Below are 21,027 nucleotides of genomic sequence, written 5' to 3'. Positions count from 1 at the left end.
TCTAAAAAGTGCTAATTTTCATATAAAAATTTGGTTATTAAATTTAAGCTTGAGGCTTATTTGAAAACTCTCTGTTTTGAAGTCAAATTTAGCTACTTTGGTTAGTTTAAATTTATTAGATCGAGCGGATTTATATGATGTTTTTGCCATGTAACTTCAAATGTAAGATCACTTTGAACTCTTCCGATAATCTGTCCCTTTTTGATGGCTCTTCCAACTTTTATGTCACTTGGAATCTGCCATAGATGTCCATAAATAGTGTGAAGCCCATCTTTATGTGAGATGATGACAACTTTGTTTAAAACTAATGTCTCTTTTGCAAAGACAACTTTGCCAGGTAGTACCGCCACAACGCTACTGTTTGGCACCGAAGAGCTAAGGACTATATTTTCATTAAAAAGTTCTATACCATAAACTGGATCTTTATATCTTCCAAATTTTCTTTTAACTTGTGCGTTTTTTAGCGGAGATATTGTCTTTGTGCCTCTATATTTTTTAACAGAGCTTTGTGAGTAAGAGGAGCCATATTGTTTGATTTTTTGGTCAATCTCTTTGACTGAACTTGCCTTTGCTTCGCTCTCTTTTTTGTCAATTATCTTTAAATTTGACAGAGTGTCTCTTAGAGTTTTTTGCTCTTTTTGAATCTGCTCTAGCCTTGCTATATACTCTTTTTTACTTTTGTTTAGGCTCTCTATAAGGCGATTTTGTCTTTTGGTTAATAGCTCTTGCTCTCTTTTTTTATCTTCATACTCTTTGATATCGACCTCTAAAGAGGTTATTTTACTAGAGGTCTCATCAATAAGCGATGAGATGTTGTCATACTCAAGAACTAGCTTTGAGCTTTTTTCATCTTTTATCTCCATAAACTTTTCAAAGATTTCACTCATGATGATGTTTTGGCTATTTTTTTTGCTCTCGTTTTGGATGAGGTCAAAGGCAAATTCATTGGAAAAAAGAGTTGCTAGGCTCTCTTCTAGCTGTTTTTTTTCTTGTTGTAACTTGGTGTTTGTTTGTTTAAATTTATCTAGCTCATTTATGGAGTTTTTTTTCTGCTCAAAAAGCCTTTTTAGGCTCTCATTTAGCACCTTTAGCTCTGCTTCTAGATTCTCTTTTTCTCTGCTTTCTTGTATGATTTTTTTGCCAACTATCTCTATCTCTTTTTCTATCTCAACTCTACTTGAATCGACCTCATCTATCTTTTGTGAAGTCTGCTTTATCTGCTCTTTGGTATCGGCAAAAAGTAGTAAAAATGAGAGAGATAACAAAATTAAGAGTTTCATGAAGCTCTTTTTTTAGAGGCATTAAGCATTACAAATGTTACAGAGATGATTGAGATGGCAAGCGAGGCATTAAAGAGTAAAATAGGATCTTCTTTTAAATTTATAGGTGCAGTTTGCAGTCCAACCTCTTGCATAAATCTAGAAAAATAGAGATTGTTAGGCACTTCATAGTAGATGAAGGTAACAATTGCGGTTGCAATTATGCTATCTATCATCGCCATTTTATAAAGAATGGTGCTTTTTAACATAAAAGTTGCGCCAAAAAGATCAAGTATGCTAATGCGCTCTTTATGCTCATAAAGCCAGATACTAATCTGTTTTAGGATAAGTATAACGCCCAAAATTGCGACTAATGCGCTAAATACATAGACTATCTGTTTGGCTAGTAAAAAGACATTGTAAATGGAGTCATGCGACTTTGAAAAGCTCTCAACTCTCTTTATGCCATCAAGTTTTTCTAGAGATGAAACTATGCTTTTAAGTTGCTCTTTGTTGGGAAAGATGGAGAGTTTTACATCATAGAAATTTGGCAAGCTCTTTTTTAGTCTATTTAAGCTCTCTTGTGTCATTTTGCCCTCTATTTTTGCCAATATTTTGCTTGGATCTATGATATTTAACTCTTTTATCTCTTTTAGTTTAAGCGCTTCATCTTTGTTAAAAAGCTCTTTGTTTGCAACCAAAACAATGGCGTAATTATCCTGCATAATGGCTCTATAATCAACCAAAGCTCTATCGATAAATATTACAAATTGCAAAGAAAATAGCAAAAAAACAAGTGGCATAATAAAGCCAAAATGAGTTTTAATAGATCTCATGAACAACTCCATCTTTTATCTCAAAATGTCTATGAGGAAACATCAAAGCTGATGGTTTTTTGTGAGTTACAACAACTACGCAAGCGCCCCAGGAGATTTTGGCAGAGTATAAAAGCTTCCATATGATATCGCTTGATAGCTCATCTAAGTTTCCTGTAGGCTCATCACAAAGCAAAATTGGTGGGTTGTTTGCCATAGCTCTTACAACTGCGACTCTTTGCTGCTCGCCGCCACTTAACTCATATGGATATCTTCCCATTTTGTGACTTAGGCTAATGTGCTTTAAGAGCTTTTTTGCTTGCTCCATACAAAGCCCTTTGCTACGTCCTGCTATGATGAGCGGTAGCATTATGTTTTTTTCGATACTCCACTCGTTGATGAGGCGATAATCTTGAAAAACAACTCCTATATCTCTTCTTAAGTTCATTAAAGCTCTTTTTTTGATACCTTTCATCTCGCTATAACAGACATTTAGTCTTCCGCTTGTTATCTCTATCTCGCCATAAAATGACTTAAGTAGAGTTGATTTGCCACTTCCACTCTCGCCTGTTATGATGATAACTTCGTTGGAACTTAGAGAAAAGGTGGCGTTTTTGATGATTGGGTTGCCTTTTGAGTATTGTAAAGTTAGGTTGTTTGCAGTTATGACTTCTGCCATTTTTTTAACCTTTGTTGGATAGCTGTGTGTGCCAAAAAGCTCTCTTTGGTTGGTATTGGCTCTTTTGGAAAATAGCTAAGAGTGTTGTCATCAAGTATGATAAATCTATTTTGTGGTTTGTCAAATGCGCCCATTGCAACCTTTAAAAGATATCCGCCGCCATCTATCTCATAGAGCTTGTCAAACAAAACAAAAAAGTTTTCAAACTTGAGGCGCTCTTTTTTAAACTCCTTGGCAAAGGCGTTGTAGTCAATCTTAAAGTCAAATTTAATCTTAAGCTTATCGCTGTCTGCTTGAGAGTCAAACTCTTTTGTAAGTTTAAGATCGTAGATATCTTTATCTTTTCTTTTCCACCTATCTTCATATTTGCTACTTATTGCTAGGTCGTGATTTTTGTAGCACTCTATGGCGATACCATCAAGTTTTAAGGCCTCTTGAAAGGTAAAGATGGTGTATTCTCTACTATCACTTCTTAGCTCAAATTTAGCCCCTTTTTTAAGCACTCTTAAGGCCTCATTTAAAAAATCACCACTTACAACTCTTCTATGCGGTGCATCGTCCCAAGGAACTGGAAAGTGAAGATATATCGCATTTAGGCTATTTGAGCAAAGAAGTTCTAAAAAAAGTCTCGCATCTATATCTATGAGAGCTAAATTTGAGATGGATTGAAGTTCTATCTGTCTGCTAACCTGTTTTATGGCGGGTTTGTAAATTTCAACTCCTACAAAAAAGCACTCTTTATCATCTTTGGCGCGGTATAAAAGGTGGCGACCAGATCCAAAACCAATCTCTAAAGCGACCTTTTTTTTCTCTTGTAAAATCTCTAAAATTTCCTCTTTTGTCTTTATGGCGGAGTTGCTTTTAAGTGAGCTTTTTTTGGCTCTAAAGGCACTACTTACAATCTCTTTGCAAAACTCTTTTGAAAAAAGCTCAAGTGCCTCTTGCAAAAGTATAGTTTTGCTAGGATTCATTCCTTTGTAACCCTTTACTAGATAGTTTTCATCTCTTTTTTTAACAGTTAGTAGAAAATTTTCATTTTGATTGGCAGTAAAGATAATCAACTCATCACCACAACTTGCCTTTTTGTAGAAGTTTATACCATCTTTGCTAAGTGGTAAATTTATCTTTTTTAACTCTTTTGTTATGAAATTTGGCATTAGTTTATGATGACCCTATACTCTTTTGAAAAGGCAGTTTTGCTTTCATCTTCCATGATAGCTTGAACTTTGTAGGCGTAGTGAAAGCCCTGTTTTATCTTGGAGTCATAATAGATATTTTCTTTAAGCTCTATCTCCTCTTTGCCATCTAAGCTCTCTTTTGTGAGTAGATAGCTCTTTGCGCCAACTATCTCATCCCAACTTATGGCAACTCTGTTTTCTACTAGTTTTGCGCCTAAGATAGTTGGAATTTGGACCTTTTTGCTCTTTTTTAAGACTAAATTTTCCTCTTTAAAGATAAGAGGCTCTGAGGCCTTTGTAATTTTACTTATGGCAGTTATTCTGTATTGATACTCGTCATCTACATTTTTGTCGATATATTCGGCATTTAATCTACCTTTTAACTCAGCCAATCTACTCCAACTATCGCCAACTCCTCTCTCTATGAGATATGAGCCAACTCTTAAGTCGGTATGTGGTCTCCAAAGTAGCTTGTTTTTGCCATCTAAATTTTTAAATACAATTGCAAATGAGACTGGCTCTAGTGAGTTTTGAGTTGTAACTACAGTAAAGCCCTTTGGTGCTGCTATCCTATCTCCTATGTAGGGTCTTACCATATAGCGATATGTAGTTTCTGGCTCTAAATTTCTATCTAAAAAGTGAGTTGCAAATTTGTCATCTATAGTCGCTATATAGCCAAAATCGCTCTCATTTGGCATGGATCTATAGATGAAAAATCCATCAATTTCCATCTGCCCCATAAACTCCCACTCAAGCCCAATTTCATCACTTGAGGCTATACTTTTTATAGTTGTTATGTTGGGTATGGAGTCATCACTTTGCATATGAGATGGTGATGGAGTAGTAAGTGCGTCATTATTTAAGGTGCAACCAGCTAGAAAGGTTATTAAAACTATTGATAACAATAGACGGATTGATCTGTCCATAAATTTCACTCCTATTTTTACTATTAATATACTCTTTAAAGTCCTGTTTGAGGTCTGCTACAACTTCTATCTTTTTTCCACTTTTTGGATGGATAAAATACAATATATAAGCATGTAACATAATTCTTGTTATTTTATCGCTCCCACTCTTAAAGCCGTATAAATTATCGCCAACTATAGCTCTTGAGATACTTTCAAGATGAACGCGAATTTGATGAGTCCTTCCACTAAAGAGCTTTGCTGCGATAAGATGGAGCCCCTCATCATCATAAAGGCTACAAAAGGCTGTTTTTGCCTCTCTTGCCCCTTGTAAGACGCTGTTTTTTAGGCGATTTTTGGGATTTCTGCCTATTGGTCTTTCTACTATGAGATTTTCTTTAAGGGCTAAATTTATCGCCGCTATGTAGTATCTGCCCATAGTTCTATCTAGTAGCTGTTTGGCTAAAATCTCATGAGTTTTGTTATTTTTGGCAATCAACAAAGCGCCACTAGTTCCTTTATCTAGCCTATGGACAATGCCTGCTCTAAGCTCGCCATTTATGGTAGAAAGAAGATAGTTTTTATCTTTTAGCCAATCAACTAAAGTTGGCTCTTTGACGCTTGGAGCAGGATGAACTGTAAGTCCTGATGGCTTGTTGATGACTAAGAGATCTTCATCTTCATAGACAACTTCCACATCAAAATCAAACTCGCTTAAGGCTTTTTTGATATCTAACTCTTTTTTTGGTGGAAAGCTTATCTCTATCTCATCTCCAGCAAAGACCTTAAAAGAGGGCTTATCAACTCTTTTTTTATTGACAACTATATTGCCATCTTTTATGAGTGGTTGAATTTGATTTCTTGAGATAGCTAAAAATTCTGAAACAATTTTGTCCAATCTTTCATCTTTTTTGCTCTTGAATTGTTCCAATTTAACCTCCATCTGTTATAATACCAATAAAAATTTAGGGCATGAGTTGATAGTTTTTGATAAGCGTATTTTAACACATTTTGATTTTATACAGATTATTTTAATAATCCCCATAATTATCCTTTCAAATTTGCTTGTTTGTGAGGCGAGTGGAACTCTTGCTTTTAAACAATATCTCTACTACTCTTTGGGCGCTGCTGTCTTTTTGCTTTTTTTTATATTACCTATCAAAAGAGCTATTTGGGTCATTCCTTTGATCTATTGGCTAAATGTTGCAATGCTTTTGAGTGTTGAGTTTTTGGGAGTTTCTAAGCTTGGAGCGCAAAGATGGTTGGAGATCCCATTTACAAATTTGACCTTTCAGCCAAGTGAGATAATGAAACCAGCATTTATACTTATGCTTGCCTACACTATAAGAGAAAATCCACCACAAAGTGGAGGTTATGGAGTTAAGGACTTTTTGAAATTTAGCTTTTTGATACTTTTGCCATTTGTTCTTATCTTGAAAGAGCCAGATCTTGGAAGTGCGTTGCTGCTTTTTTTGACAGGCTATGGGATACTTTTTGTAGTTGGAGTAAATAGGCGAATATGGCTTACAATACTTTTTTGTTCAGTTGTCGCTTCACCGCTTCTTTATCAAAATCTTCATCAATATCAAAAGAAACGTATCATTGACTTTATCTCAAAAGAACCAAGCTATCATGTAAAACAATCTATCATTGCAATAGGCAATGGCGGAATGAGCGGTAAGAGCAAAGATGAGGCAACTCAAACTCACTTTAAATTTCTACCAATTGCTACTAGTGACTTTATATTTGCCTATCTTATAGAGCGGCACGGCTTTTTGGGCGGATTTTTCTTGATGGGAATTTATGCTCTGCTTATACTTCATATATTGCTTTTGAACTATAAGTTAAAGGGGGATTATTTAGCGCAAGTTACTGCAACGGGAATTGCTATTTTGCTCTTTATCTACATCGGTGTAAATATCTCTATGACTATAGGATTTGCTCCTGTTGTTGGGATACCGCTGCCATTTTTTAGCTATGGTGGAAGTAGTTTTGTAACATTTGCTGCACTTTTTGGCATATTGCAACATCTAGTTACATTTAGATTTGATCCTACAAATAAGATGCTTCAAATAAAGTTTTAAGCGCTAAATTATTTTTGAACTAGATCAAAATCTGCGTAAATTTCACTACTCTCTTTACCTTTAAAAAGCTCAACTCTATATCTCATAACTGGCTCTGTGCAACTTGCAACTATCATTTTGGCTCTGCACTCATCTTTGGCTATCTGCTCTAATGGAGCTTGAACTACTCCCATGTGCATATTTAGCCCTCTTGCCTTTACTACATACTCTTTGCACTCTTTTAGTCCGCTTATCTTTAGTTCAAACTCTTTTAGCGGCTTTATTGGTAGTGAGCTTATGCTAAATTTCACTCTTTCGCCATCTTTTTCTACGGTGCAGCTGTTTAAATTTAAATCACAAGAGAGTGGAAAGAGAAGGTCTTGTGTTAAATCGCTCCTACTTGAGAGCATATATATGGCAAGACCTCCAACAAAAAGTAGTATGGCGCTAATAAAAACAATCTGTCTCATCGTCTAAAAATACCCAAAAGCACCAATCTAACTCTTTTTTATGATATCTTTTTTAAGAGTTTGCTTATGTCGGCAACTATCTCTTCGATAGTTCTCTCTGCATTGATGATGTGATAAATTTTCTTTTCTTTATAAAACTCTCTAATCTCTTTTAGAGGATTTAAAAATACTGACATTCTGTTTTCAAAAACTTCTTTGTTATCATCATCGCCTCTAGCACGTCCTAAAACTCTCTCTTCCGCCACCTCTTTGCTAACATCAACCTCTATAACGCCCTTTAGCACTACAGAGCCATTTTTGCTTAGGATTTTGTCAAGTTCTGTCATCTGCTCAACACTTCTAGGATATCCATCTATGATGATGTAGTCTTGTTTTGAGTTTTTGATGGCGTCTACTATAGTTGAGGTAACTATTTCTAGTGGGACTAGGTTTCCTTTTGAGATGTAGTCATTGATCTTTTTGCCAAGCTCGCTTTTTTTGGCTATCTCGCTTCTTAAAAGATCTCCTGTTGAGTAGTGAACCATATTGTCGTTTGATTGTGCTATCAAGCTTGCGTCAGTTGTTTTACCGCTTCCTGGCGCACCGATAATTAAAAATAGACTCTTCATTTGCTCTCCTTTACATTTAATTTAAGTCCAAGTTCTTTTAGTTGCTCTTTGCTTACAGTGCTTGGTGCCTTTGTAAGTGGGCATTGTGCTCTTTGTGTTTTTGGGAAGGCAATGACATCTCTAATGCTGCTTGACTTAGTAAGTAGCATGATAAGTCTATCAAAACCTATTGCAATTCCTCCATGTGGAGGCGCACCAAAGGTAAGTGCATCTAGCAAAAATCCAAATTTCTCTCTTTGCTCTTTAGGCTCGATTTTGAGAAGTTCAAAGACCTTTTGTTGAAGCTCTGTTTTGTGTATCCTAATACTTCCGCCGCCAAGTTCATAGCCATTTAAAACAACATCGTGAGCAATAGAGGTTATCTCATCTATTGGATCATCTATGTTGTTTGGCTTGGTAAATGGATGGTGCATAGCTGAATATGAACCATCATCGTTCTCTTCAAACATTGGGAAGTCCAAAACCCAAAGGAATTCGAGCATATCTTGGTCTATTATGCCCATTTGGTTGGCAAGATAGATTCTAAATCGTCCCATATAGTCAAGCACAACTTTTTTGCTTCCAACACCAAAGAAAACGACATCTCCAACCTCAAGAGAGCATCTTTTGATAATCTCTTTTAGCTCTTTTTCTTCAAAAAACTTGACCAAAGGACCCTTTAGTCCATCTTCTTTTACTTGGAAAAATGCAAGACCTTTTGCACCAAAGCCCTTTACATACTCTTCAAAACCTTGCATTTGGCGCTTTGAAAAGATGTTGTCGCCATTTGGAACTCTTATAGCTTTTACTCTATTTTTCTTTCTGTCTTTTGCAGGCTCAGAAAAGATAGGGTTGTTTGACTTTTCAAAGATATCAGCCACATCAACAAGAGGAAGGTCAAATCTAAGATCTGGCTTATCACTTCCATAGGTTTCAGTTGCCTCTTTGTAGCTCATTCTCATAAATGGAGTTTTTATCTTATGACCGCACGCACCAAAGATATCTTTTAACAATATCTCAGCAACATTTAAGATATCTTTTTGCTCAACAAAGCTCATCTCGATATCTATTTGAGTAAATTCAGGCTGTCTATCGGCTCTTAAGTCCTCATCTCTAAAGCACTTTGCTATCTGAAAATATTTATCAAACCCAGCACACATTAAAAGCTGTTTGAAAAGTTGTGGGCTTTGAGGAAGTGCATAAAAACTACCATTATAAACTCTACTTGGCACCAAATAGTCCCTTGCGCCCTCAGGTGTAGCACGAGTTAGTATTGGAGTTTCAACCTCTAAAAAGCCCTGTTTTTCAAGACTATTTCTAGCAGCAATTGCAGCTTTTGATCTTAACTCAAATTTGGCATAGAGCTCAGGGTTTCTAAGATCTAAAAAGCGGTATTTAAGTCTTGTCTCTTCGCCAACATCTTTATCGCCTATTACAAAAGGTAGTGGTTTGCTCTCATTTTCTATGATAAGTTCGCTAACTACTATCTCTATATCGCCAGTTTTTAGCTTTGGATTGGTAAGTCCTTCGCCTCTAGCTCTAACTTTTCCTTTGGCTCTAACAACAAACTCATTTCTAACTCTATTGGCTACTTCGTGAGCCTCTTTTGAGTCTTTTGGATCACAAAGCAGTTGCAGCAATCCAGTTCTATCTCTAAGATCAATAAAGATAACACCGCCGTGGTCTCTGTAGGTATTTACCCAGCCACAAACTTCAACATTCTCACCGATATTTTTAGATGAGACCTCTGTACAATAATGACTTCGCATAATCTCTCTTTATTTCCTTTTTTGTGAATTTCTCTGCCATTATATTAAAATTTTGCTTTTACAAAGATAATTTTTATATAATAACACAATGAAATGTAGTAAAGAAAAAATTCACACAGATGTTAAAAAGATTGGTGTTGTCTGTAAAAATCCAGATGATCTGCCATATATAAGCGCTATACTTGCTAAATTTCAAATAACTCCGATAGCAAATTTTAGCGATATAAGAGCTGTTTTGGACGAGACTTCGCTTTTTTTGAGTGTTGGCGGTGATGGAACGCTTATCTCTCTTTGTAGAAAGCTTGCACTAAAAAAGGCCTATATAATGGGAGTTAATGCAGGAACTTTGGGATTTTTAACCGATATTGAGCTTTGCAAACTTGAAGAGTTTTTTAAAAACTTTTTAGATGGCAAATATGTCATAGAGCATCCAAAAATGCTAGAAGTAAGAGTAAAAAAGAGCCAAAAAGAGCTTAAAAAATATGCCTTTAATGATGTTGTAATTACTAGAAAAAACATAGCTACGATGTCAAAAATAGATGCCTATCTTGATGGTAAGTATTTTAACACATATTGGGGTGATGGCGTTATTATAACTTCGCCAATTGGCTCTACAGGCTACAATATGAGTGCTATGGGTCCAATAATCTATCCTTTAAGTGATGTTTTTTGTATCACGCCAATTTGTTCTCATAGTCTTACTCAAAGACCGTTACTTTTGCCAAAACAATATACTCTTAGTTTTAAAAATAGCATTTCAAATGATATAGTTGCCATTATAGATGGGCAAGATATTATAAATTTGAAAGATTTTGATGAGATTTTTGTAACATTGGGTGATAAAGGTTCAAATTTGGTTAAAAATATAGAGCATGACTACTTTGATGTTTTAAAACGAAAGCTTGGTTGGGGGCAAAGTCTTAAATGATAGAAAAGATTCAAATAACAAAAGATCCTCTCTTTGGAGATGTAGAGATTGGGCTTAGTGATGGGCTTAGCGTCATAACTGGAGTAAGTGGCGCGGGAAAGTCTGTGATGATGTCAAATTTACTTAGTGTTTTTGCGATGAGTGAAACTATGGCAAATGTCGTTGAGTGCGATGTTGATTATGAGTTTTTTATGGATGAGTATGGGATAGAAAATCTAACTCCAAATAGCTTTAAGGTGGTAAAAGATAGAAGCACTAGATATTTTATCAACTCGCAAAATATCTCCAAAAAAAACCTACTTGAGCTATCAAAAGAGCATATTATCCACCTTCAAACAAGAGATAAAGAGGAGTTTAAAAGTAGAGATATTATCTCTTTGTTTGATCTTTTTATCTCCAAAAAGCAGAGTAGTCACGACTCAAATTTAAGCTCTTTAAGAGAGAATTTTTTTAAGTTAAATGAGGTAAAAAGAGAGCTCTTAAAGATAGAAGAGGAAGAGAATAAAATAGTTGAGTTAAAAGATCTTGCCAAATTTGAGATAGAAAAAATCGAGCAGATAGCCCCAAAAATAGGTGAGTTTGAAGAGCTTATGGAGATAAAAAAGCGACTTAGTCAAAAAGATAAGATAGAGAGTGCTTGGATGAGCGCAGAGCAGATATTTGGCTTTGAAGGAGCAGTTGTTGAAGCGCTCAATATCTCTGGGATTGATAGCTCGTTTTTTGAAGAAGCGATGAATGAGCTTAGGATTAAAAAAGAGAGTCTAAATCTTGAAGAGCTAAATGACATTGAGATAGAAAAGGTGCTTGATAGGATAGATGCGCTTTACTATCTAATAAGACGATACAAAGGGATAAAAGAGGCGCTTGAGATTTTGCAAAAGAGAAAAGAGGAGCTTAAAAGATATGAGAATTTAAGCTTTGAAAAGGAGCATTTGGAAGTTGAAAAAAAGAAGCTAGAGCAAATTTGCCTTGATCTTTCAGAGTTAATCTCAAAAAGCAGAGAAAAATGGTTAGATAGCTTTTTGAAGATAATAAACTCCTATACCAAAGAGCTCTATATGAAAGAGCTTGATATCTCTTTGCAAAGGTGCGATATCTCAGAGAGTGGCAAAGAGAGCCTAGCATTATTTTTAGACAAAACTCCTGCTAGTCAGCTTAGTTCTGGCGAGTCAAATAGACTCTCACTTGCTCTAATAGCAACTAGTGCAGAGATTACAAGAAAGGGCGGAAGTGTGATATTTATTGATGAGATTGACTCAAATTTAAGCGGAAAAGAGGCTATGAGTATTGCCAATGTGCTGCTAAAAATATCTAAATTTCACCAAATTTTTGCCATCTCACATCAGCCTCAACTTAGCTCCAAAGCCAACAATCACTACCTAATAACAAAAGAAAAAGACCACTCAACCATAAGGCTTTTAAGAGCAGATGAAAAGGTAAAAGAGCTTGCAAGAATGGTAAGCGGCGAGGTTATAACAGATGAAGCGCTCTCATTTGCAAAAAAACTCATAGATGAAAACTCTTAAGGATTAAATTTAACTTTTTTGCTAAAATTGTCAGATTATGTTATTTTTTGGAGAGATATGATTATAGATACGCACTGTCATTTGGACGATAATAGATATGAATATGATTTAAAAGAGGTTATAACTCGTGCAAAAGAGAGCTATGGCGTGATGAAATTTATAATACCAGGTGCCGATATAAACGATCTTTTAAGAGCAAAATCCATCTCTCATCAATACAACGAAGTCTATTTTGCAGTTGGAGTTCATCCCTATAATTGCGATAATTTTGATATAGATCTTTTAAGATCTCAGATAACAGACAAAAAGTGCGTAGCAGTTGGTGAATGCGGCCTTGACTACTATAGGCTAAAAGATGATTTTGATAGTGACGAAGAAAGAGAAGAGAACAAAAATTTACAAAAAAAGATCTTTATTGAGCAAATTGAGCTTGCAATTGAGTATAAAAAACCGCTAATTGTCCATACAAGAGATGCCAATCAAGATAGTTACGATATCTTAAATAGCTATGCTAATAACCTAAATGGCGGAGTTTTGCACTGTTATAATGCAAGTCCTATTTTTTTAAATTTGGCACAAAAAGGTTTTTATTTTGGAATAGGTGGAGTGCTTACCTTTAAAAATGCAAAGGCACTTCAAGAGATAGTTAGCTCTATTCCAAAACAAAAGCTTCTTTTAGAAACGGATGCGCCATATCTCACTCCAGAGCCACATCGCGGCAAAAGGAACGAGCCAGGATTTACCTACTATGTTGCCTTAAGGCTTTCTGAGATACTTGGTATGGAGATGGAAGAGCTTTGCAAACTAACAACTGACAATGCAGAAAAATTATTTAGATTTTAGGATGAAAGATGAGTAAATTTATCAATTATTTTTTATTTCTATCTATCTTTTCGACTCTTTTGGTAGCTAGCAATTTAAAAGTTGATATTAACAGGGTTTTAGATGAGTTTAATATCCCAAATACAGCAGCAAACAGAGATCTTATAGCTACCTTGCAAGATGAGATTACAAGTAGCGATATTGACTCTTTTATAGATATCGTAGGGTCAAAATACTACCATGTAAGTATGATAAAAAGTGAGCTTGACGCTATCAATGCACCTGAGTTTTTGCTCTTTTTGGCAATGACAGAGTCAAGGCTTCTAAACAGCGCAACTTCTGCTAAAAAAGCTGGCGGTATGTGGCAGTTTATGCCAAGAACAGCTAGAGTTTTTGGGCTAAGAATAGATGAGTATGTTGATGAGAGGAGAGATCCATTTGCCTCTACTGATGCGGCTTTTAGATATCTAAACTCACTTCAAAGTATGTTTGATAAGTGGTATATCTCGATTATGGCCTATAACTGTGGTCAAGGCTGTATGAGAAAGGCCATTAGAACAGCAAACTCAAATGACCTCTCAGCTCTTTTTGAGCCAGGCACTCTTCCAAAGGAGACTAGATTTTTCTTAAGAAAGATTATAAAGCACTTTATGATTGCGCAAAATCCGCAGATTAGAGAGCTTCTTGATAGCTCTAAAAAACAGCTAAAGCTAAGCAAAATAGCGGTGAAGTCAGGAACAAAACTAAGCGATGTTTCAAAAAGCATTGACATTTCTATTAGCGATATGAAATACTACAATCCGCATATCAAGAAAAATATCTCACCAAAAAACTCAACTCAATATTATTTTTATATACCATCTTCCAAAGTAGAAACCTACATAGCAAGTCTTTCACAAGATGAAAAAAGAGAGGTAATACGTGTTACTGAATATAGAACTCACACTGTTAAGCAGGGCGAGACAATTACTGAGATAGCAAAAAGTTGGGATATAAGTATGATTGACTTAGTTAGAGAAAACGAACTCACCAGTAGTCAGCTAACGCCAGATCAAAAGATTCAGATTCCCATTAAAAAAGTAGAGCTTGACACTAAAAAATATGAGGTCCAAAAGGGCGATACGCTTATTGGGATATCTAATAAATTTAGTGTAAATTTAAATTTACTCTTAGCTACAAACAATATAAAAAGTAGCAAAATTATAGTAGGAGATGTAATTGTTATACCTTAGAACCATACCTTTGGCTCTGTTGCTATTCTTTTTAGCAGGTTGCTCATCAAAAGGGCCAGAGACAAATACTGTCTATAGTAGCGAAGTTACTATGCGACCATATGTGGTGCATGGCAAAAAATACTATCCAGAAAGAGTTAGTGTTGGACAAAGACAGAGGGGTTTAGCAAGTTGGTATGGAGATAAATTTCATGGTAGAAAGACCTCAAATGGCGAAGTTTATGATATGCATGGATTGAGTGCAGCACATAAAACTTATCCTATGAATACCATGGTAAAGGTTAGAAATTTAAACAACAACAAAACAGTTGTAGTAAGGATAAATGATAGAGGTCCATTTGTTAGCGGTAGGATTATCGATCTTTCAAAAACAGCAGCTAAAGGGATAGATCTCATCGCCGCAGGAACTGCACCTGTTGAGATAGAGGTGGTTGGATTTAGTGGCAAGGTGATGGAGTCTAAGAGTGACTCAAAGCCACTTGTCTATAGTGGTGGAGTATTTTTAGTCCAAATTGGTGCATTTAGAAACTATAGCGGTGCGCTAAATTTCAAAGAGCGCTATGATGGTTTTGATGGATATAGAGCTGAGATAAAAAGATTTGATATAGACGAGATGCCGATTTTTAGAGTATTTTTAAGAGGCTTTAGAAGTGAGAGCGAGGCCAATGACTTTAAAAAGGCGGAGCATTTTGAGGGTGCATTTATCGTAAGGGAGTAAGAGATGATAGTAGAAAAAAGAGTAACAAAAGAGACCAATATTAGTGTTGGAGTTGATATAAATGGCACTGGAGCTTCCAATATCTCTACAGGAGTTGGCTTTTTTGACCATATGTTAGAAGCACTATCAAAGCACTCGCTTATCGATATGGAGATAAAGGCGGTTGGGGATTTGCATATTGATGCACATCACACTGTAGAAGATGTTGGGATAGTTTTGGGTCAGGCATTAAATAGAGCAATCTATCCCATAGAGGGCGTTGAGAGATATGGCGATGCTATCGCTGTTATGGACGAGGCTGCTATAAGTTGTGCACTTGATCTTTCCAATAGACCTTTTTTAGTCTATAAAAGCATTTCAGAGGGCAAAGTTGGCGAGTTTGATATAGAGTTGGTAGAGGAGTTTTTTAGAGCTTTTGCATTTAACGCAAGGATTACTCTACATCTAAATTTGATTGATGGCAAAAATTCTCATCACATCATAGAAGCTACCTTTAAGGCGCTAGCACTTGCTCTTAGAAGAGCCTTAGCTAAAAACAAAAGAGTTGGCTTGCCAAGTACAAAGGGACTTTTGTGATAGAGATAATTTTTTTAGATGTTGATGGCTGCTTGAGTGATGGCGGACTTTGGCATACAAATTTGAGCGATGAGGCAAAAAGATTTGATGTAAAAGATGGCTTTGGTATAGTTGGTTGGCTTAGTTTAGGTAAAAAAGTAGCTATCATTACAGGAAAAAGTTCCAAAATAGTAGAAAACAGAGCAAAAGAGCTAGGTATAAAGAGAGTCTATCAAGGTGTCAAAGATAAACTTAAGGTGGCAAAAGAGATTTTGCAAGAAGAGGGACTTGACTTTAGCAAAGCAGCGGCTATTGGCGATGATTATAATGACGCAAAACTGCTTGGCGCTGTTGCTAAAAGCTTTAAGCCAAATGATGCGATGAGCGATCTAAATGTTGATGTAGTTTTGCAAAAGTGTGGCGGCAAGGGCGCTGTAAGAGAGATGATAGAGATCTTGATAAGGGAAAATGGACAAGAGCAGGAGTGGCTTAAGAGGTGGTTTTAAAGGTTTTTAACTTTTTTGTCATACTTTTTACCATCTCTATGATCTATTTAGTATTTCAAACTCCATATGAGGGTGATTTTTTTGTAAAAGAGCCAGAAGTTGCTTTGATACAGATTGATGATTTTAAGGACTTTGAGCTAGATGAAAACTCAGTTTTTGGCTATATCGAGGCAAAAAGCGCCATAAGATATAAAGACAAAGATGAGCTTAGTGATGTTTATATCGTTAGGCTAGATGATATAAATCACAGCTTAAGTTCTAAAAAAGCTACTTTTGCAAATGATATATTGACCTTTTATGGTGATGCTTTGTATAAAAATAGCGACAATCTCACCTTTGCTTCAGAGCAGATAGTTTATGACCTAACTAAAAAAGAGATAAGCTCTCCAGTCTCATATCTCATGAAACAGGGTAAAAATAGGGTGGTTGGCGACTCTATAAAGTATGAAACCGATGATAAAAAAATATATTCAAAAGGGATTAAGAGTTGGTATCTTTTAAAAGAGTGATATGTTTATTGTTGCCACTTGCATTGCTAGCAAATGAGGTTGAAGTTGTTGTGAGCGCTGATTCGTTTTTTGCCGATGAAAAGAGCCAAATGGCGCTACTTAGTGGCAATGTTAAGGTTCAAAAGGGCAAATTTGATAGCCTTACCTCAAATAAATTAGAAATTTACTTTGACAAAGAGAAAAATCCAACCAAATTTATAGCCACTGGGAGTGCGAAATTTAAAGTACTCATCAAAGAAAAAAGCTATAAGGGTAGCGCTGATGAGCTAGTTTATGATGTTGTAAAAAATCTCTATATTTTAAAACAAAATGCCTATCTTAAAGACCTAAGCGATAGTAGAGATGTCTATGGAGAGCAAATAACTATCAACCAAACAGATGCAACCTACAAAGTAGATGGCAATGCCAAAAGCAAAGAGCCAGCCAAACTCATCTTTAAGTTTAAGGAGCCACGCAAATGATAGTTATAAATGAGGCTAAATTTATCACCTCAGCTACCTCTTTGCAAAGCTCTCCACAAACAGGACTTAGTGAAGTTGTTTTTTTGGGACGCTCAAATGTTGGCAAAAGTAGCTTCATAAACTCTATTACAGGTCACAAAAACTTGGCAAAAAGTAGCCAAACACCAGGCAAAACTAGACTTATAAACTTCTTTGAAGTAAGAGCTACAAAAGAGAGTTTGAGTGAGAAAAAAGAGTGTAGATTTATGATGGTAGATCTTCCAGGTTATGGCTATGCGAAAGTTTCTAAAAAAACTCAAGATGAGTGGCGCATAACTCTTGATGAATTTTTGCAAAATAGAGTAAATATCAAGCTTTTTATCCATCTAATCGACGCTAGACACTTTGATCTAGAGATTGATAGAGAGGTTGATAGCTATATAAATAAAATTCTCCTGCCAACTCAAAATCTCTTAAGAGTCTATACAAAGTGTGACAAAATCAACCAAAGTAGCAGAGCAAAGCTTCTAAATAGCGACAAAAACGCACTTTTTTCATCAACTCTAAAGCCACGAAATTTAGACCATTTAAGAGAGGTTATTATAGATGGAGTTTTAGAAAGTGTCTAAATTTATAGAGATATTGCTCAAATTTAAGAGCAAAAAGAGTAGCAAGTCTTTAAATTTGACCTTTTTTGGTGAGAAGGTGTTGCGACAACTTTTAAATTTCAATAGAGATAAAATATGCAAACTAGTCTTCATCTACTCTCTTTAAAAAGAGTTTTTGCAATTTTTTTACTCATCATTTACATTCAAATTGCAGCGCTAACTCAGCTTCTTCCGCCGCTTATTGGACTTTTTTTTACTATTTTTGTCTTTTTAACTTATGAGAGCCGTAGGACATTTAGCAACTTCAAATTTAGCTGGTATGTAGCCTTTTTTTATCTACTTTTTGCAAGCACAATAAAGGGTTTTGAGCCATTTGCACTCTTTATAAATTTCATTATCTTTTATATCTATATTTTTACGCTGATGGAGCACTATATCAAGATAAACTCACTTTTTATCTTTATAGTTGTTTTTTATGGATATATCGGAACTTTTTTGATAAACAATGCACTACTTTACTTTGCAAACAGCAGCCATTTTCTTCATTTGAGTTATGAGTATTTTCTCTTTATAGTGGTTGAGTTTTTGATAGCTTTTATATTTTTTAAAGATAGGGCTTTGTTGTGAGAGTTAAGTTTATCATAGCAGTTATGCTACTTATCTGGGTGGTGCTTCTATCAAGAGTCTATTATCTTGCGGTTGTTTCAAATAGATATTATGAAGAGATAGCTTTGGGCAATGTGATAAAAACAGAGCTAATTGCACCAACTAGAGGGCAAATTTTAGATAGAAACAACAGACCAATGGCGATAAATAAGCTAGGTTTTGCCATACTTTTGGCCCCTCATCTAAAAGAAGATGAATTAAAAGAGGAGGCAAGAGTTTTAAACTCTGTCTTTCCACAAATAAGCAGCCAAGAGATACAAAAAGAGTATCAGAAGCAAAACTCTCCCTACAATCACGAGTTTATCGAAGTTATAAACTTTTTGGAGTATGAAGAGGTTGTGCCATATTTTTCAAAGTTAAACTTAAGAGAGAACTTAAAACTTATATCATCTAGCAAAAGATACTATCCATATGGTCAGCTTGCGTCGCACGTTATTGGCTATGTTGGGCGAGTAAATATAAAAGATATCGAAAAAGATCCCTCTGTGCGTATAGTGGATTTTATAGGGCGAAGTGGAGTTGAACGCTATCATAACAAGATTTTGCAAGGAGAGCCAGGCGAGCGTAAGATAAAGGTAACGGCGCTAAATAGGGCGGTAGAAGAGCTTTATTACAAAAAGCCAAAAAGCAGCAGTATATCACTTCATATAGATATTGAGCTTCAAGAGTTTTTAACAGAGCTTTTTAAAGATAGTGCAGGAGTTGCTATCATCATGGATGTAAATACGGGCGCTATTATAGCAGCCGGAAGCTTTCCAGAGTATGATTTAAATCCATTTGTAAGTGGCATATCGTGGAGTGAGTGGAAAAAGCTCATCGAAGACTTTGACCATCCTTTTACAAATAAGTTAGTAAATGGACTTTATCCACCAGCTTCTACTATCAAAATGGCTGTTGGAATGGCTTTTATAAATAGTGGGCTTATTCGAGAAGATACTATTTTTACCTGCAAAGGGCATATCAAGCTTGGTGGTAGAAACTTTAGATGTTGGAAGACGTGGGGACATGGCGATATGAACTTAAAAGATGCCATAAGAGAGAGTTGTGATGTCTATTTTTATGAGGGTGGGTTAATAGTTGGTATTGATTTTATCGCACAGACCTTGCGAAACTATGGCTTTGGCAACAAAACAGGCGTTGATCTTCCAAATGAGTTTATTGGAACAATTCCTGATAAAGAGTGGAAAATGGCAAGATTTAGACAGCCTTGGTTTACAGGCGAGACTGTTATTAGCTCTATTGGGCAGGGCAATATGCTAATAACTCCTATGCAGATGGTAAAACATACAGCTGAGATTGCAAGTGGAAAGGGGTTGGTGCCACATTTTATAAAGAGCATAGATGACAAAGATGTTATCTATGAAGAGAGGGGACTTTTTAGTGATAGCGAGAAAAAGCTTTTGCCAAGCATTAGAAAGGCGATGTATGAAGTGGCAAATCACCCAAAAGGAACAGCGTATCGCACCTTGAGTGATTGTGCTATCAAAATAGCCGCCAAGACTGGAACAGCTCAAGTAATAAGCATACCTCAAAATGAAAAAGAGCGTATGAAAGAGGAGGATATGAAGTATTATGAGCGCTCTCACTCATGGCTTACGACCTATGGACCATATGACAATCCAAAATATGCAGTCACTGTGCTAATAGAACATGGTGGTGGAGCTAGTGCTGCAAGTCCATATATAAAGGCAATCTATAAAAAACTTTTAGAGCTTGGATATATCAAGCAGGAGAAAACAAAATAAGCCTGATTTTCTTTGGTTTTTGCTATAATAACGAGACAATAAATTTAAGGAGAATTAATGTATAAACTAATTTCTAAAGTTGTCTGTGCAGCACTACTATTTGGCACATCTGTCTTTGCAGACTCTATGTATGCGACATTTGAGGGTGCTATAGTAAATAGCCAATTTAAGCCTGACAATTTTAAAAGCGACTCTAAAACTGTTATGAATTTGGGCGTAAAAGTTGGTAATATCTATGGTCATCAACAAGCTCATAGAGCCTATATTGGCTATGCTTTTCAACCACGAGTTAGCAAAAGCACTATTGAAGCGGGTGTAGAGAGATACTCAAGATGGCGAGCTCACAAAGTCGCTTTAGGATATGACTTTGCCCCTATTGTGGTAGATAATATAAGAGCTGTAATGGGTGCTTTTGTAGGTGCTGCAGTAGTTGATGCAAAAGCCCAGGAGAGCGGAGGCGGTAGAGTTAGTCAAAAGTCAATAGACAACAGCATTGCTTTGCTTTATGGATTTAACTTAGGCGGTATGTTTGAGTTGGATAACTTAAATGCAATAAATTTTGGCTTTAAGTATGACAATATTGTCTTAAGTGACGCAAAGATAGAAAATAAAGGCTTTTATGGCGGATTTACTCACAAGTTTTAGTAGCTCTAAATATTAGGCTATTTTTAATCCCAAATTTAACTGAGAGCTTCTTTTCAAGCTCTCTCATTTCACCACTATCTTTTTCATGGTCATAGCCCATGATGTGCAAAAGTCCGTGCAAAAAGAGTATCGCAATCTCCTCATCAAGCGTATGGCTAAATTTATCACACATAGTTTTTGCAAGCTCCAAGTTTATGACAATAGAGCCACCAATTTTGTTGTTTGGAGTGTCTATGAGTGGAAAACTAAGCACATCTGTAGTTTTGTCTATGTTTCTTGACTCTTTGTTTATCTCTCGCATTTTGGCGCTATCAACAAAGATAAGCTCTATAAATTTATTCTGTATCGCTACAATCTCATCAAGAGTTGCAGGATAGCTCTCATCGCAAATTATCATCTCTC

At 35.9% G+C, this 21,027-nt stretch carries 24 protein-coding genes; 14 read left to right on the top strand and 10 right to left on the bottom strand.

Features of this window, described 5'->3' with window-relative positions:
- Window positions 1-101 precede the first annotated feature (101 nt).
- Genes Q0X52_RS04350 through Q0X52_RS04325 form a run of 6 tightly spaced genes read right to left on the bottom strand, consistent with a single transcriptional unit; the run spans window position 102 to window position 5,767 of the window.
- Window positions 102-1,280, bottom strand: a complete 1,179-nt coding sequence (locus Q0X52_RS04350) for a murein hydrolase activator EnvC (protein WP_297575353.1) — start codon at window positions 1,278-1,280, stop codon at window positions 102-104.
- Window positions 1,277-2,095: an FtsX-like permease family protein gene (locus Q0X52_RS04345; protein WP_297575352.1), complete on the bottom strand. Its 819-nt coding sequence runs from the start codon at window positions 2,093-2,095 to the stop codon at window positions 1,277-1,279. Before Q0X52_RS04345 ends, Q0X52_RS04350 begins: the two co-directional genes overlap by 4 nt.
- Window positions 2,082-2,753, bottom strand: coding sequence for a cell division ATP-binding protein FtsE (locus Q0X52_RS04340; RefSeq protein WP_297575351.1), 672 nt, complete (start codon window positions 2,751-2,753; stop codon window positions 2,082-2,084). The genes Q0X52_RS04345 and Q0X52_RS04340 overlap by 14 nt, the downstream gene beginning before the upstream one ends.
- Window positions 2,738-3,910 (bottom strand): tRNA (guanosine(46)-N7)-methyltransferase TrmB, encoded by a 1,173-nt coding sequence (gene trmB, locus Q0X52_RS04335; RefSeq protein ID WP_297575350.1) that lies wholly within the window; start codon window positions 3,908-3,910, stop codon window positions 2,738-2,740. The genes Q0X52_RS04340 and trmB overlap by 16 nt, the downstream gene beginning before the upstream one ends.
- Window positions 3,910-4,857, bottom strand: coding sequence for a hypothetical protein (locus Q0X52_RS04330; protein ID WP_297575349.1), 948 nt, complete (start codon window positions 4,855-4,857; stop codon window positions 3,910-3,912). The genes trmB and Q0X52_RS04330 overlap by 1 nt, the downstream gene beginning before the upstream one ends.
- Complete coding sequence (locus Q0X52_RS04325) at window positions 4,787-5,767, bottom strand: RluA family pseudouridine synthase (RefSeq protein ID WP_297575348.1); 981 nt, start codon at window positions 5,765-5,767, stop codon at window positions 4,787-4,789. The genes Q0X52_RS04330 and Q0X52_RS04325 overlap by 71 nt, the downstream gene beginning before the upstream one ends.
- Window positions 5,768-5,813: 46 nt before the next feature.
- On the opposite strand from Q0X52_RS04325, the gene Q0X52_RS04320 reads away from it, so the two are divergent.
- Window positions 5,814-6,920, top strand: a complete 1,107-nt coding sequence (locus tag Q0X52_RS04320) for an FtsW/RodA/SpoVE family cell cycle protein (RefSeq protein WP_297575347.1) — start codon at window positions 5,814-5,816, stop codon at window positions 6,918-6,920.
- Window positions 6,921-6,928: 8 nt separating this feature from the next.
- Here the strand turns inward: Q0X52_RS04320 and Q0X52_RS04315 are convergent, their stop codons facing one another.
- Genes Q0X52_RS04315 through aspS form a run of 3 tightly spaced genes read right to left on the bottom strand, consistent with a single transcriptional unit; the run spans window position 6,929 to window position 9,725 of the window.
- Window positions 6,929-7,369, bottom strand: coding sequence for a hypothetical protein (locus Q0X52_RS04315; protein WP_297575346.1), 441 nt, complete (start codon window positions 7,367-7,369; stop codon window positions 6,929-6,931).
- A gap of 38 nt (window positions 7,370-7,407) precedes the next feature.
- Entirely contained in the window at window positions 7,408-7,977 is a 570-nt protein-coding gene (locus Q0X52_RS04310; RefSeq protein WP_297575345.1) for an adenylate kinase, read from the bottom strand.
- The gene (gene aspS, locus Q0X52_RS04305; RefSeq protein WP_297575344.1) at window positions 7,974-9,725 is read right to left on the bottom strand and encodes an aspartate--tRNA ligase; all 1,752 of its coding nucleotides are present in this window, start codon (window positions 9,723-9,725) and stop codon (window positions 7,974-7,976) included. Before aspS ends, Q0X52_RS04310 begins: the two co-directional genes overlap by 4 nt.
- Window positions 9,726-9,813: 88 nt before the next feature.
- Here aspS and Q0X52_RS04300 point away from each other — a divergent pair, with 88 nt between their 5' ends.
- The 13 genes from Q0X52_RS04300 to Q0X52_RS04240 all read left to right on the top strand — a co-directional run bounded on the left by Q0X52_RS04300 (window position 9,814) and on the right by Q0X52_RS04240 (window position 20,625).
- Entirely contained in the window at window positions 9,814-10,653 is an 840-nt protein-coding gene (locus Q0X52_RS04300; RefSeq protein ID WP_297575343.1) for an NAD(+)/NADH kinase, read from the top strand.
- Window positions 10,650-12,179 carry a DNA recombination protein RecN gene (locus tag Q0X52_RS04295; RefSeq protein ID WP_297575339.1) on the top strand — a complete coding sequence of 510 codons (1,530 nt, stop codon included), beginning with the start codon at window positions 10,650-10,652 and terminating at the stop codon, window positions 12,177-12,179. Before Q0X52_RS04300 ends, Q0X52_RS04295 begins: the two co-directional genes overlap by 4 nt.
- Window positions 12,180-12,236: 57 nt before the next feature.
- Complete coding sequence (locus tag Q0X52_RS04290; RefSeq protein WP_297575337.1) at window positions 12,237-13,022, top strand: TatD family hydrolase; 786 nt, start codon at window positions 12,237-12,239, stop codon at window positions 13,020-13,022.
- 8 nt (window positions 13,023-13,030) lie between these two features.
- On the top strand, window positions 13,031-14,233 hold the full coding sequence (locus tag Q0X52_RS04285) for a LysM peptidoglycan-binding domain-containing protein (RefSeq protein ID WP_297575335.1): 1,203 nt from the start codon (window positions 13,031-13,033) through the stop codon (window positions 14,231-14,233).
- Window positions 14,220-14,951, top strand: a complete 732-nt coding sequence (locus Q0X52_RS04280; RefSeq protein ID WP_297575333.1) for a septal ring lytic transglycosylase RlpA family protein — start codon at window positions 14,220-14,222, stop codon at window positions 14,949-14,951. The genes Q0X52_RS04285 and Q0X52_RS04280 overlap by 14 nt, the downstream gene beginning before the upstream one ends.
- Before the next feature lie 3 nt (window positions 14,952-14,954).
- Entirely contained in the window at window positions 14,955-15,527 is a 573-nt protein-coding gene (gene hisB, locus Q0X52_RS04275) for an imidazoleglycerol-phosphate dehydratase HisB (protein ID WP_297575331.1), read from the top strand.
- Window positions 15,524-16,012, top strand: a complete 489-nt coding sequence (locus Q0X52_RS04270; protein WP_297575329.1) for an HAD family hydrolase — start codon at window positions 15,524-15,526, stop codon at window positions 16,010-16,012. The genes hisB and Q0X52_RS04270 overlap by 4 nt, the downstream gene beginning before the upstream one ends.
- Complete coding sequence (locus Q0X52_RS04265; protein ID WP_297575327.1) at window positions 16,003-16,521, top strand: LPS export ABC transporter periplasmic protein LptC; 519 nt, start codon at window positions 16,003-16,005, stop codon at window positions 16,519-16,521. Before Q0X52_RS04270 ends, Q0X52_RS04265 begins: the two co-directional genes overlap by 10 nt.
- Window positions 16,522-16,529: 8 nt before the next feature.
- Entirely contained in the window at window positions 16,530-16,982 is a 453-nt protein-coding gene (gene lptA / locus Q0X52_RS04260) for a lipopolysaccharide transport periplasmic protein LptA (RefSeq protein ID WP_297575325.1), read from the top strand.
- Entirely contained in the window at window positions 16,979-17,590 is a 612-nt protein-coding gene (yihA, locus tag Q0X52_RS04255; protein WP_297575323.1) for a ribosome biogenesis GTP-binding protein YihA/YsxC, read from the top strand. The genes lptA and yihA overlap by 4 nt, the downstream gene beginning before the upstream one ends.
- Window positions 17,591-17,704: 114 nt before the next feature.
- Complete coding sequence (locus Q0X52_RS04250) at window positions 17,705-18,196, top strand: hypothetical protein (RefSeq protein WP_297575321.1); 492 nt, start codon at window positions 17,705-17,707, stop codon at window positions 18,194-18,196.
- Window positions 18,193-19,980, top strand: coding sequence for a penicillin-binding protein 2 (gene mrdA, locus Q0X52_RS04245; RefSeq protein ID WP_297575319.1), 1,788 nt, complete (start codon window positions 18,193-18,195; stop codon window positions 19,978-19,980). The genes Q0X52_RS04250 and mrdA overlap by 4 nt, the downstream gene beginning before the upstream one ends.
- A 57-nt stretch (window positions 19,981-20,037) precedes the next feature.
- Entirely contained in the window at window positions 20,038-20,625 is a 588-nt protein-coding gene (locus tag Q0X52_RS04240; protein ID WP_297575317.1) for a hypothetical protein, read from the top strand.
- On the opposite strand, the gene ybeY is transcribed toward Q0X52_RS04240, so the two are convergent.
- On the bottom strand, window positions 20,609-21,022 hold the full coding sequence (gene ybeY, locus Q0X52_RS04235) for an rRNA maturation RNase YbeY (protein WP_297575315.1): 414 nt from the start codon (window positions 21,020-21,022) through the stop codon (window positions 20,609-20,611). The genes Q0X52_RS04240 and ybeY overlap by 17 nt on opposite strands.
- Window positions 21,023-21,027: the final 5 nt, after the last annotated feature.

This window comes from uncultured Campylobacter sp. (assembly GCF_947255105.1).
Taxonomy (GTDB): domain Bacteria; phylum Campylobacterota; class Campylobacteria; order Campylobacterales; family Campylobacteraceae; genus Campylobacter_B.
Note: the sequence above shows the minus strand (reverse complement) of the source record. Positions and strands in the feature narration are given on the sequence as shown.

What these genes read in the sequence shown, in the direction of transcription:
- Q0X52_RS04350 (WP_297575353.1), bottom strand. Translation starts at nt 1,280, where the DNA reads ATGAAACTCTTAATTTTGTTATCTCTCTCATTTTTACTACTTTTTGCC.
- Q0X52_RS04345 (WP_297575352.1), bottom strand. Translation starts at nt 2,095, where the DNA reads ATGAGATCTATTAAAACTCATTTTGGCTTTATTATGCCACTTGTTTTT.
- Q0X52_RS04340 (WP_297575351.1), bottom strand. Translation starts at nt 2,753, where the DNA reads ATGGCAGAAGTCATAACTGCAAACAACCTAACTTTACAATACTCAAAA.
- trmB (WP_297575350.1), bottom strand. Translation starts at nt 3,910, where the DNA reads ATGCCAAATTTCATAACAAAAGAGTTAAAAAAGATAAATTTACCACTT.
- Q0X52_RS04330 (WP_297575349.1), bottom strand. Translation starts at nt 4,857, where the DNA reads ATGGACAGATCAATCCGTCTATTGTTATCAATAGTTTTAATAACCTTT.
- Q0X52_RS04315 (WP_297575346.1), bottom strand. Translation starts at nt 7,369, where the DNA reads ATGAGACAGATTGTTTTTATTAGCGCCATACTACTTTTTGTTGGAGGT.
- Q0X52_RS04310 (WP_297575345.1), bottom strand. Translation starts at nt 7,977, where the DNA reads ATGAAGAGTCTATTTTTAATTATCGGTGCGCCAGGAAGCGGTAAAACA.
- aspS (WP_297575344.1), bottom strand. Translation starts at nt 9,725, where the DNA reads ATGCGAAGTCATTATTGTACAGAGGTCTCATCTAAAAATATCGGTGAG.
- Q0X52_RS04300 (WP_297575343.1), top strand. Translation starts at nt 9,814, where the DNA reads ATGAAATGTAGTAAAGAAAAAATTCACACAGATGTTAAAAAGATTGGT.
- Q0X52_RS04295 (WP_297575339.1), top strand. Translation starts at nt 10,650, where the DNA reads ATGATAGAAAAGATTCAAATAACAAAAGATCCTCTCTTTGGAGATGTA.
- Q0X52_RS04290 (WP_297575337.1), top strand. Translation starts at nt 12,237, where the DNA reads ATGATTATAGATACGCACTGTCATTTGGACGATAATAGATATGAATAT.
- Q0X52_RS04285 (WP_297575335.1), top strand. Translation starts at nt 13,031, where the DNA reads ATGAGTAAATTTATCAATTATTTTTTATTTCTATCTATCTTTTCGACT.
- hisB (WP_297575331.1), top strand. Translation starts at nt 14,955, where the DNA reads ATGATAGTAGAAAAAAGAGTAACAAAAGAGACCAATATTAGTGTTGGA.
- yihA (WP_297575323.1), top strand. Translation starts at nt 16,979, where the DNA reads ATGATAGTTATAAATGAGGCTAAATTTATCACCTCAGCTACCTCTTTG.
- Q0X52_RS04250 (WP_297575321.1), top strand. Translation starts at nt 17,705, where the DNA reads ATGCAAACTAGTCTTCATCTACTCTCTTTAAAAAGAGTTTTTGCAATT.
- Q0X52_RS04240 (WP_297575317.1), top strand. Translation starts at nt 20,038, where the DNA reads ATGTATAAACTAATTTCTAAAGTTGTCTGTGCAGCACTACTATTTGGC.
- ybeY (WP_297575315.1), bottom strand. Translation starts at nt 21,022, where the DNA reads ATGATAATTTGCGATGAGAGCTATCCTGCAACTCTTGATGAGATTGTA.